Source organism: Enterobacter cloacae complex sp. SYL001 (genome assembly GCF_049237025.1).
Classification (GTDB): Bacteria; Pseudomonadota; Gammaproteobacteria; order Enterobacterales; family Enterobacteriaceae; genus Enterobacter; species Enterobacter intestinihominis.
Window position 1 is genome coordinate 163,515 of the sequence record NZ_JBMKJI010000003.1, and the last position, 11,721, is coordinate 175,235.

11 protein-coding genes are annotated in these 11,721 nt (G+C 54.5%); 7 read left to right on the forward strand and 4 right to left on the reverse strand.

Features of this window, described 5'->3' with window-relative positions; genetic code table 11:
* The first annotated feature begins 1 nt into the window (after position 1).
* Entirely contained in the window at positions 2–661 is a 660-nt protein-coding gene (rluA, locus tag ACOTZP_RS05590; protein WP_003856412.1) for a bifunctional tRNA pseudouridine(32) synthase/23S rRNA pseudouridine(746) synthase RluA, read from the forward strand.
* A gap of 31 nt (positions 662–692) precedes the next feature.
* On the opposite strand, the gene djlA is transcribed toward rluA, so the two are convergent.
* Positions 693–1,508: a co-chaperone DjlA gene (djlA, locus tag ACOTZP_RS05595; protein WP_023299305.1), complete on the reverse strand. Its 816-nt coding sequence runs from the start codon at positions 1,506–1,508 to the stop codon at positions 693–695.
* 239 nt (positions 1,509–1,747) lie between these two features.
* Between djlA and lptD the strand changes: the two genes are divergently transcribed.
* The 6 genes from lptD to apaH are packed head-to-tail and all read left to right on the forward strand — an operon-like array spanning position 1,748 to position 8,483.
* Complete coding sequence (gene lptD, locus ACOTZP_RS05600) at positions 1,748–4,105, forward strand: LPS assembly protein LptD (protein ID WP_063849746.1); 2,358 nt, start codon at positions 1,748–1,750, stop codon at positions 4,103–4,105.
* A gap of 53 nt (positions 4,106–4,158) precedes the next feature.
* The gene (gene surA / locus ACOTZP_RS05605; RefSeq protein ID WP_003856417.1) at positions 4,159–5,445 is read left to right on the forward strand and encodes a peptidylprolyl isomerase SurA; all 1,287 of its coding nucleotides are present in this window, start codon (positions 4,159–4,161) and stop codon (positions 5,443–5,445) included.
* Positions 5,445–6,431 (forward strand): 4-hydroxythreonine-4-phosphate dehydrogenase PdxA, encoded by a 987-nt coding sequence (gene pdxA, locus ACOTZP_RS05610; protein WP_271075376.1) that lies wholly within the window; start codon positions 5,445–5,447, stop codon positions 6,429–6,431. The genes surA and pdxA overlap by 1 nt, the downstream gene beginning before the upstream one ends.
* Complete coding sequence (gene rsmA / locus ACOTZP_RS05615; protein WP_003856423.1) at positions 6,428–7,249, forward strand: 16S rRNA (adenine(1518)-N(6)/adenine(1519)-N(6))-dimethyltransferase RsmA; 822 nt, start codon at positions 6,428–6,430, stop codon at positions 7,247–7,249. Before pdxA ends, rsmA begins: the two co-directional genes overlap by 4 nt.
* A 3-nt stretch (positions 7,250–7,252) precedes the next feature.
* Positions 7,253–7,630 carry a Co2+/Mg2+ efflux protein ApaG gene (gene apaG / locus ACOTZP_RS05620; protein WP_003856425.1) on the forward strand — a complete coding sequence of 126 codons (378 nt, stop codon included), beginning with the start codon at positions 7,253–7,255 and terminating at the stop codon, positions 7,628–7,630.
* A 4-nt stretch (positions 7,631–7,634) separates the two neighbouring features.
* Complete coding sequence (gene apaH, locus ACOTZP_RS05625) at positions 7,635–8,483, forward strand: bis(5'-nucleosyl)-tetraphosphatase (symmetrical) ApaH (RefSeq protein WP_022647017.1); 849 nt, start codon at positions 7,635–7,637, stop codon at positions 8,481–8,483.
* A gap of 39 nt (positions 8,484–8,522) precedes the next feature.
* Here apaH and folA read toward each other — a convergent pair whose 3' ends face one another.
* From folA to kefF, 3 genes are all read right to left on the reverse strand, one after another.
* Positions 8,523–9,002, reverse strand: a complete 480-nt coding sequence (gene folA, locus ACOTZP_RS05630; protein ID WP_003856431.1) for a type 3 dihydrofolate reductase — start codon at positions 9,000–9,002, stop codon at positions 8,523–8,525.
* A 114-nt stretch (positions 9,003–9,116) separates the two neighbouring features.
* Positions 9,117–10,982: a glutathione-regulated potassium-efflux system protein KefC gene (gene kefC / locus ACOTZP_RS05635; protein ID WP_063137944.1), complete on the reverse strand. Its 1,866-nt coding sequence runs from the start codon at positions 10,980–10,982 to the stop codon at positions 9,117–9,119.
* Positions 10,975–11,505, reverse strand: coding sequence for a glutathione-regulated potassium-efflux system oxidoreductase KefF (gene kefF / locus ACOTZP_RS05640; RefSeq protein ID WP_023305423.1), 531 nt, complete (start codon positions 11,503–11,505; stop codon positions 10,975–10,977). The genes kefC and kefF overlap by 8 nt, the downstream gene beginning before the upstream one ends.
* Between the last annotated feature and the right edge of the window lie 216 nt (positions 11,506–11,721).

Genomic DNA, 11,721 nt, shown 5'->3' on the forward strand with positions numbered 1-11,721 from the left:
AATGGTAATGGAGCCCTACAATCCCCCGATGGATCCGTGGCTGGTCATTCTGTATCAGGACGAGCACATTATGGTGGTTAACAAGCCGAGCGGCCTGTTGTCCGTGCCGGGGCGTCTGGAAGAGCATAAAGACAGCGTGATGACGCGTATCCAGCGCGATTATCCCCAGGCCGAGTCTGTCCATCGTCTGGATATGGCGACCAGCGGCGTGATTGTGGTGGCTCTTAATAAGGCGGCAGAACGTGAGCTGAAGCGTCAGTTCCGCGAGCGCGAGCCGAAGAAGCAGTATGTCGCCCGCGTGTGGGGCCATCCGGCGCAGGCGGAAGGGCTGGTGGATTTACCGCTGATTTGCGACTGGCCGAACCGGCCAAAGCAGAAGGTGTGTTATGAAACCGGCAAGGCTGCGCAGACCGAGTATGAAGTGCTGGAGTACGCGCCGGATAATACCGCGCGCGTCCTGCTGAAGCCGATTACCGGGCGCTCCCATCAGCTGCGTGTGCATATGCTTGCGATGGGTCACCCGATTCTGGGTGACAGATTCTATGCGCCGCCGGAAGCGCTGGCGTTAGCGCCGCGCCTGCAACTGCATGCGCAGACGCTCACCATCACCCACCCTGCTTTCGGCAACGCCATGACGTTCAAAGCCCCGGTGGACTTCTGAAAAAATGGCCCGACACTGTCGGGCCATTTTTTTATTTAAAACCTTTCTGCTCTTTAATCAGCTCATAGGCTTTCTGGATTTCCTGCGCTTTCTGTTTCGCCATCTCCATCATCTCAGGCGGCAGGCCTTTCGCCACCAGCTTATCCGGATGGTGCTCGCTCATCAGCTTACGATAGGCGCGTTTGATGGTCGTGACATCGTCAGAGGGCTTCACGCCGAGGACATTACAGGCATCTTCAAGCGTAGGGCCACGCTGCGCCTGCTGCCACCCGCCACCGGACGATTGCTGTTGATAACCGCCGCCAAAGTGCGCGCCGCCCTGCATCATGCGCAGGAACTGATCGAACTGCATGCGGGAAATGCCCAGCTCTTCAGCAATTACATACAGGACGTCCCGTTCATTCGGATGCAGAGAGCCATCCGCGAAGGCGGCCTGGATTTGAATTTCCAGAAACATCCGAATTAAATCAAAGCGCCCGAAGCAGATGCTACGGAACTGCCGCATTTTTTCACGCAGCGGGTAGTTATCCGCTTTACCAATCCGGAATGCATTCTGCGCCGCGACGCGGGATTCGCCGTGCAGATTCATGCGATCCATAAAGACGCTGGCAACCTGAATATCGGCTTCCGTTACGCGCCCTTTTGATTTGGTTAAGTGCCCCATCACCTCGAAGGTGGTGGAGAAGAAGAGTGACTGGCGCTCGCGCTGGTTGGCAAACCAGGCCATTTTGCGGCTGCGTGCTTTATCAAACATATGGCCGATAATGAGGCCAAGAACAACACCCCAGAATCCGGCACCCATAATAATTGCGAACGCAACGCCGATTATTTTACCCCAATACTGCATATACTCCCCGAATGGTCATGTTCCTGGCCGACGCAACGCCATCATTACAGTGGTCGCGCCACGGTCAATTGAGGGACATCGCCTATAATTTGCATTATCATACTCGTCATTCGATAGCGAGCCTAACACTCTGGCGCGCAAACGGGCAGGATTAACGCTGGTACTGCGCTGATGAGTAAGATAGTCTCTGAGCGTTTGTAAGCCGTAGCCACTGATGACGGAACAATAAAATACAACGTATGAAAAAACGTATCCCCACCCTTCTGGCCACAATGATTGGCACCGCCCTGTATAGCCAACAGGGGCTCGCAGCCGATCTCGCCTCGCAGTGTATGCTTGGCGTCCCAAGTTACAATCGCCCACTGGTGAAAGGCGATACGAATGACTTACCCGTCACCATTAATGCCGACAGCGCAAAAGGTAATTATCCTGACAATGCAACCTTTACGGGCAATGTCGATATTAACCAGGGTAACAGCCGTCTGCTGGCTGACGAAGTGCAATTGCACCAGAAGCAGCCGGAAGGTGCTCAGGCGCCTGTCCGTACGGTGGATGCGCTGGGTAATGTGCACTATGACGACAATCAGGTCATCCTGAAAGGTCCGAAAGCCTGGTCGAATCTGAATACCAAAGACACCAACGTCTGGGAAGGTGATTATCAGATGGTCGGTCGTCAGGGGCGCGGTACCGCAGACCTGATGAAGCAGCGCGGCGAGAACCGCTACACCATTCTCGAAAACGGCTCGTTTACGTCCTGTTTGCCAGGCTCAAATACCTGGAGCGTTGTGGGCAGCGAAGTGATCCACGACCGTGAAGAACAGGTTGCAGAGATCTGGAACGCCCGTTTTAAACTCGGCCCGGTGCCCATTTTCTATAGTCCTTACCTGCAACTGCCTGTGGGTGACAAACGTCGTTCAGGCTTCCTGATCCCGAACGCCAAGTACAGCACGTCGAACTACTTTGAGTTCTACCTGCCGTACTACTGGAACATTGCGCCCAACATGGACGCCACGATCACGCCGCACTACATCCATAAGCGCGGTAACATCATGTGGGAGAACGAATTCCGCTATCTGACCAAAGCGGGCGCGGGTCTGATGGAGTTTGATTATCTGCCATCAGATAAGGTGTTCCAGGACGAACATCCGAGCGAAGGTGATAAGCACCGCTGGATGTACTACTGGCAGCACGCCGGGGTAATGGATCAGGTTTGGCGCTTCAACATCGACTACACCAAAGTCAGCGATCCGTATTACTTCAACGACTTCGACTCTAAATACGGGTCCAGTACCGACGGTTACGCCACGCAGATATTCAGCGTGGGCTACGCCATTGAAAATTTTGACGCAACGGTGTCGACCAAGCAGTTCCAGGTGTTTGATACGCAAACAAACAGCACCTACGGTTCAGAGCCGCAGCTGGACGTGAACTGGTACCAGAACGATGTGGGTCCTTTCGACACGCACGTTTACGCGCAGGCGGTCCATTTCGTCAACACCAACTCAGATATGCCGGAAGCTACGCGTCTGCATATCGAGCCGACGATCAACCTGCCGTGGTCAAACGACTGGGCGAGCCTGAATACCGAAGCCAAAGTGATGGCCACCCACTACCAGCAGAAAAATATTGATAAATACAATGCGAATCCGAACAACGCGAACGATCTTGCAGATTCAGTAAACCGTGTCCTCCCTCAGTTTAAAATGGACGGCAAGCTGATCTTCGAACGCGATATGGGCATGCTCGCAGATGGATATACCCAGACGCTTGAGCCACGTATGCAGTATCTGTACGTGCCTTATCGCGATCAGAGCAAGATTCAAAACTACGACTCGTCCTTACTGCAATCTGACTATAGCGGCCTGTTCCGCGATCGTTCCTACGGTGGCCTTGACCGTATTGCGTCAGCAAACCAGTTAACGACCGGCGTCACAACGCGCGTTTATGATGATGCTGCCGTTGAACGTTTTAACGTTTCTGTTGGTCAAATCTACTATTTCACAGAATCACGCACTGGCGATGATAAAATTCAGTGGGAGAAAGACAACAAAACGGGCTCACTGGTATGGGCGGGCGACACTTACTGGCGCATGACGGATCGTTGGGGTCTGCGCGGTGGTGTTCAGTACGATACACGACTGGACAATATCGCGACGGGCAGCGCTGCCATCGAATATCGTCGTGATGAGGACCGTATGTTGCAGTTGACATACCGTTACGCCAGCCCGGAATACATTCAGGCGACACTGCCTAATTATTCCACTTCCGACCCATACAAAGACGGTATTTCACAGGTGGGTACCGCCGCGAGCTGGCCTATCGCCGATCGTTGGTCAGTCGTCGGAGCCTACTACTATGACACGAATGCCCAAAAACCTGCTGACCAGATGCTGGGTCTGCAATATAACTCCTGCTGTTACGCAATACGTGTCGGTTACGAACGCAAACTTAACGGCTGGGATACGCAAAACAGTCAGGGCAAATACGATAACGTGATTGGCTTTAATATCGAGTTGCGCGGCCTGAGCTCTAACTACGGTCTGGGCACGCAGCAGATGCTGCGCTCGAACATTCTGCCGTATCGTAGTTCATTGTAATGTGCTTGATTTACAACGTAATCCGCTTTGCGGTTAATTGAAATGGAAAAAGTATGAAGAACTGGAAAACGCTGCTACTCGGTGTCGCTATGGTTGCGAATACCAGCTTCGCGGCCCCACAGGTTGTCGATAAAGTCGCGGCTGTGGTTAACAACGGCGTCGTGCTTGAAAGTGACGTTGACGGTTTGATGAAATCTGTAAAGCTCAACTCGGGCCAGGCAGGTCAACAACTTCCGGATGACGCTACGCTGCGCCACCAGATCCTGGAACGTCTGATCATGGATCAGATTGTCCTGCAAATGGGCCAGAAAATGGGTGTGAAGATCTCTGACGAGCAGCTCGATCAGGCGATCGCTAACATTGCAAAGCAGAACAACATTACCCCGGACCAGATGCGTAGCCGCCTGGCCTATGACGGCATCAGCTATGCCACCTACCGTAATCAGATCCGTAAAGAGATGCTGATTTCAGAAGTGCGTAACAATGAAGTCCGTCGCCGCGTCACCATCCTGCCTCAGGAAGTGGATGCCCTGGCGAAACAGGTGGGTAATCAGAATGATGCCAGCACTGAACTTAACCTGAGCCACATCCTGATCCCACTGCCGGAAAACCCAACCTCCGATCAGGCGGCTGAGGCGGAAAGTCAGGCGCGCGCTATCGTTGAGCAGGCGCGTAATGGCGATGACTTCGGCAAACTGGCGATCACCTACTCTGCTGACCAGCAGGCGCTGAAAGGCGGCCAGATGGGCTGGGGCCGTATTCAAGAGCTGCCATCCCTGTTTGCCCAGGCGCTGAGCACGGCGAAGAAAGGCGACATCGTCGGTCCAATCCGTTCCGGTGTGGGCTTCCACATTCTGAAAGTGAACGACCTGCGCGGTCAGAGCCAGAACATTTCGGTTACCGAAGTGCATGCGCGCCATATCCTGCTCAAACCGTCTCCGATCATGACTGACGATCAGGCCCGTGCGAAGCTGGAACAGATCGCCGCAGACATCAAGAGCGGTAAAACCACCTTCGATAAAGCGGCAAAAGAGTTCTCTCAGGATCCTGGCTCTGCAAACCAGGGCGGTGACCTGGGTTGGGCGGCAGCGGATATTTACGATCCAGCTTTCCGCGATGCGTTAATGAAGCTGAATAAGGGTCAGATGAGCGCGCCAGTGCACTCCTCCTTCGGCTGGCATCTGATCCAGCTGATGGACACGCGCAACGTGGATAAAACCGACGCGGCGCAGAAAGATCGTGCGTATCGGATGCTGTTTAACCGTAAGTTCTCTGAAGAAGCCGCAACCTGGATGCAGGAACAACGCGCCAGCGCTTACGTGAAAGTGTTGAGCAACTAATGAAACCGCATCGTGTTGTGATCACTCCCGGCGAACCCGCCGGGATTGGGCCTGACCTTGTGGTTCAGCTCGCCCAGCGCAGCTGGCCGGTAGAGTTGGTTGTTTGCGCAGATGCAACACTGTTACAAGACCGGGCAGCCTTGCTCGGTCTGCCTTTAACGCTCCTCCCTTACGTTGAAGGCCAACAGCCCGCACCGCAGCAGGCTGGTACTCTCACCCTGCTTTCAGTTCCGCTCCGTGCACCTGTTGTCCCCGGTGAGTTACACATCGAAAACGGCCACTACGTTGTCGAGACGCTGGCGCGCGCCTGTGACGGTTGCCTTCAGGGCGAATTTGCAGCCCTGATCACCGGTCCGGTGCATAAAGGCGTAATCAACAACGCGGGCATTCCGTTTACCGGGCATACCGAATTTTTCGAAGAGCGTTCGCACAGCCCGAAAGTGGTGATGATGCTGGCAACCGAAGCAATGCGCGTTGCGCTGGTAACAACGCACCTGCCGATCAAAGCCATTCCGGATGCCATTACGCCTGAACTCCTGCGTGAGATCATTGGCATTTTGCATCACGATCTGCAAACCAAATTCGGTATTCCGCAGCCGCATGTGCTGGTTTGCGGCCTGAATCCGCACGCGGGTGAGGGCGGACATATGGGCACTGAAGAGATCGACACCATCATTCCGGTGCTTGAGGAGATGCGGGCGAAGGGGATGAACCTCAGCGGGCCACTGCCTGCCGACACCCTTTTCCAGCCCAAATACCTGGATAAAGCCGATGCCGTACTCGCGATGTACCACGATCAGGGTCTGCCCGTGCTAAAATACCAGGGATTTGGTCGCGGGGTGAATATCACCCTCGGCTTACCCTTTATTCGAACGTCCGTTGACCACGGTACTGCGCTGGATCTGGCAGGCCAGGGAAAAGCGGATGTCGGCAGTTTTATCACGGCGCTTAATCTCGCCATCAAAATGATTGTTAATACTCAATGACTAATCGAGTCCATCAGGGCCACTTAGCCCGTAAACGCTTCGGGCAAAACTTCCTCAACGATCAGTTTGTGATCGACAGTATCGTTTCTGCCATTAATCCGCAGAAAGGCCAGGCCATGGTCGAAATCGGCCCGGGTCTTGCCGCGCTGACCGAGCCGGTAGGCGAACGCCTTGACGAACTGACCGTTATCGAACTCGACCGCGATCTGGCCGCGCGTCTGCAAACGCACCCTTTCCTCGGGCCGAAGCTGACGATTTATCAGCAGGATGCGATGACCATGAACTTTGGCGAACTGTCAGAAAAAATGGGACAGCCGCTGCGCGTGTTCGGTAACCTGCCGTACAACATCTCCACCCCGCTGATGTTCCATCTGTTTAGCTATACTGATGCCATTGCCGACATGCACTTCATGTTGCAAAAAGAGGTCGTTAACCGTCTGGTTGCAGGGCCGAACAGTAAAGCGTATGGTCGTTTAAGCGTGATGGCGCAATATTACTGCAACGTGATCCCGGTATTAGAAGTGCCGCCTTCCGCGTTCACGCCACCACCAAAAGTGGATTCTGCGGTTGTGCGCCTGGTGCCACATAAAACGATGCCGTATCCGGTCAAAGACCTGCGCGTGCTGAGCCGTATCACGACAGAAGCCTTTAACCAGCGCCGTAAAACGATTCGTAACAGCCTTGGCAATCTGTTTACCGTTGACGTGTTAGCTGAGTTGGGCATCGACCCGGCAATGCGTGCGGAAAATATTTCCGTAGAGCAGTACTGCAAGCTGGCTAATTACATCAGCGACAATGCGCCGCCGAAGGAGAGCTAAGCCATGATTGATTCGCCCCGCGTCTGTGTTCAGGTTCAAAGCGTCTACATTGAGTCCCAATCCACACCGGATGAAGAACGTTTTGTCTTTGCTTATACCGTAACCATTCGCAATCTGGGGCGGATGCCTGTGCAACTGCTCGGGCGCTACTGGCTTATCACCAACGGCAATGGCCGCGAAATTGAAGTCCAGGGTGAAGGTGTGGTCGGTGAACAACCCCATATCGCCCCTGGCGAAGAGTATCAGTACACCAGCGGTGCGGTCATTGAAACGCCACTGGGTACCATGCAAGGCCATTACGAAATGGTCGATGCCGACGGTAATGCTTTCCGCATTGCTATTCCTGTGTTCCGTCTCGCCGTACCTACACTTATTCATTAATCTAATGTCTACATATCTGATTGGCGACGTTCACGGTTGCTACGATGAACTGATCGCATTATTAAAACAGGTCGATTTTACTCCCGGGCAGGACACGCTCTGGCTTACAGGCGATTTAGTGGCGCGCGGCCCTGGCTCCCTTGACGTCCTGCGTTACGTCAAATCTCTGGGCGACAGCGTGCGGCTGGTACTGGGCAACCACGATCTGCATCTGCTGGCCGTATACGCCGGGATCAGCCGTAATAAGCCGAAAGATCGCATTACCCCCCTGCTGGAAGCACCGGATGCCGATGAGTTGCTCAACTGGCTGCGTCGCCAGCCACTGCTACAGATTGACGAAGAGAAAAAGCTGGTGATGGCTCATGCCGGCATCACGCCTCAGTGGGATCTTGAGACGGCAAAAACCTGTGCGCGCGACGCCGAAGCGGTGCTGGCGAGCGACTCCTACCCGTTCTTCCTCGATGCGATGTACGGCGACATGCCGAATAACTGGAGTGATGACCTCAGCGGCCTGGCGCGGCTACGTTTTATCACCAATGCTTTTACGCGGATGCGCTACTGCTTCCCGAACGGGCAGCTGGATATGTATTGCAAAGATACGCCGGAAAATGCCCCTGCGCCGCTTAAGCCATGGTTTGCGATTCCGGGCCCCGTGACAAACGAATATAGCGTGGTATTTGGGCACTGGGCATCACTGGAAGGAAAAGGCACCCCGGAAAATATCTATGCGCTGGATACCGGATGCTGCTGGGGCGGGGATTTAACCTGCTTACGCTGGGAAGATAAAACCTACTTTGTCCAGCCATCCAACCGACAGCTGGATTTAGGCGAGGGAGAGGCGGTCGCCTCCTGAAGATGTTTATCCTCTCCCTTTGGGGAGAGGATAAAAACGTTAACGACGTTCCAGAATTTCGAAGCAGTAGCTGTGCGAGTTCTGCGCATCCGCATCGTGAAACTCACTGAATACGGACTCCCACTCGTCCGGATCGTAATCCGGAAAATGGGTATCCCCTTCCACTTCCGCATCAATGTGCGTCAGATACAGTTTCTGCGCTTTTGGCAGGAACTGCTCATACACGCGACCACCACCGATCACCATGATCTCTTCGGCATCGCCGCAGGCGGCAATCGCTTCATCAACGGATTTCACCCACTGCACGCGATCGTCAGTGCCCGGCTGGCTACTGATCACAATATTCTTACGACCCGGCAATGGACGACCAATCGACTCCCAGGTCAGGCGGCCCATCACTACCGGCTTGTTTAACGTAGTACGTTTAAACCATGCGAGATCGGCAGGCAGGTTCCACGGCATGGCGTTTTCCATGCCGATAACGCGGTCTACCGCCAGCGCTGCAATCAGACTGATCATTGAAAATTTCCCGGATGCAAAAAATTGCCGCCACTATACGGAAAGCTTAATCTTTCGTCGACTGGCGGCAGGGTAAAGAATTAGAAATTTTTTAATATTGCTGGCAACTCCACTTCACGCAGAGGGTTTACTCTCCGGTTCATCCGCAGGATCGCCGGTATGCTTGCCCTCTTCCGTCCCCTGCCAGCCGTGGCGCTGAACCAGCGACAGGTGATTACGATCCTCGTTGATGATTTCCGTCAGCATGGTGCTGGTGCGTTTAAACACCGCTGCGCGTTCGGTTGCCGTACTGCTCGCCATCGCCACCATCTCTTCCACCATCTCATGGTTAAAGCGGCGGAACAGATCGGCACGTTCACGCGCTTCATACGCACCAAGCCCCAGACTTTCCAGCGCCATGCGGCCAGATTTGAGCGCCCCTTCGAAGGTTTCACGTTCAGGGGCTGCCACCCCCGCCTGACGCAGCTGGATGTAGTGATCCACATCGCGCGCACGGGAGATAATGGTCAGATGCGGAAAATGCTCTTTAACCAGCTCAACCATCTGCATGCTGGTCTCAGGATCGTCGATGGCGTTAATCAGCACCTCGGCTTTCGCCGCCCCGGCGGATTCCAGCAGGTCCGCCCGGGTCGCATCACCGTAAAACACTTTCATATCGAATTTACGCAGCGTATCAACATGGTCAGGATCGTGATCGAGGATAACCATTTTCACACCGCTGGAGAGCAGTAAACGGCCTGCGATCTGCCCGAAGCGGCCAAATCCGGCGATGATCACGCGAGGCTGCTCCTCGTCGATCTCATCGGCTTCTCGCTCCTGTTCGCTTCCCGTTTTTTCCAGACGCGTCAGCAGCACCAGCAGAATTGGCGTTGCGGCCATCGACAGCGCGACCGCCAGCGTCAGCGCTTTTGCCCATTCCGGATCGAGTACATCTGCCATCTGCGCTGCGCCAAAGACCACGAAAGCAAACTCACTCCCCTGCCCCAACAGCACGGCAAACCAGCGGCGTTGCGGTTTTGGCACGTTTAACGGTCGGGCAATCAGCCACAGCATCGCCATTTTAATGACCAGGAAACCCACCAGCAGAATGATGATGCGCAGCGGGTGGGTTACCAGCGTTCCGAAGTCGATAGACATCCCGACGCCGATGAAAAACAGCCCAAGCAGCAATCCTTTAAACGGCTCGATATCGCTTTCCAGCGCGTGACGATATTCGGAGCTTGCCAGTAAGACCCCTGCGAGGAAAGCGCCCATCGCCATCGACAGCCCAGCCTCTTCAAGCAGCAATCCAAAACCAAACACCAGGAATAACGCAACGGCGCTGAATACTTCGCGCAGGCCAGAGCGAGCCACAAAGCGCAGCAACGGACGCGTTACGTAGCGCCCCAAAAGAATTACCAGCGCCAGCGCACCGACAACCTTCAGCGCAGATAAGGCAAATGCCCCCAGCGTCGTTGATGCGCCGCTGGTTGCCAGCAGCGGGATCATCGCTACCAGCGGGATGGCGGCAATATCCTGGAACAGCAGTACGGAGAAGGTGCTGCGCCCCATTTGCGAGACCGTCAGGTTACGTTCGTTCATTGCCTGCATGGCAATCGCCGTCGAGGAGAGCGCCAGCGTCATGCCAATCAGCTCTGCGACTTTCCACTCCATCCCCAGCAAAATGCAGAACCCGCCCAACAGCAGACCGCAGGCCAGCATTTGCAAAGCGCCACCGCCAAACACCGAGGCGCGCAGTTTCCACAGCCGCTGCGGATCCAATTCCAGGCCAATCACAAACAGCATCAGCACCACGCCGATTTCCGCAAAATGCAGGATTGACTCGGCATCCGTCACCAGCCGAAAGCCCCAGGGGCCAATCACACACCCGGCAATCAGATAGCCGAGCACCGAGCCCAGCCCCAGACGGACCGCCACGGGCACAATTAATGCCGCCGCGCCGAGGTAAATCAGCGCCTGTATCATCGTATGGCTATCCATTGTGCCCCTCCTGCCACTCGAGTAAGCGTTGTTTGTAGTGACGAGCCTGCGCCTGCAAGGTTTCATCGTCGCAGACAAAGGTACAGTGCATTGCAAAAGGCGGAAGCCAGTTCAGGCCACAGTAAAGGGCGGTAGCCTGGAGCGGCTGCGCCAGCACGTCAAATCCGGGGAAAGCGCCAATCTCAAAGTGGCTTTCACCCCCACCGGTGGTTACAGCCCACATCAGGCTTTTTCCCTGAAGCGCTTTGCCGTTATGTCCGTATGCCCAACCGTGCGACAAGACTTTGTCGATCCACAATTTCAGCAGCGGAGGTGTGCTGTACCACTGCATCGGATGCTGCCAGACGATCAGATCGGCACGAGAGAGCGCCTCCTGTTCGGCGGCGACATCGATACTGAAATCAGGATAGAGTTGATAGAGGGAACGTATCTCAACGTTTTCGAGCGTCCTTGCCTGCTCAAGCATCCGTTTATTCGCATGCGAATGTTGCGGATAGGGATGCGCATAAATTATCAGAACCATGAATATGCCTGTCTTTTACTTTTCTTGTAGCATTGAGTGTAGACAGTTACCACCCCGACTTAAAGGGGCTATCTAACGGTTAAAAGTAAAACGCAAGTATTGGCAACCCATCCCACCTTACCAGCGACAATGGCGCTAAACACGAAGAGCGATACGCGAGACAAATTCATCCTACAAAATAGTTATGGCCATTCATATTATCAACAGATATTTTTA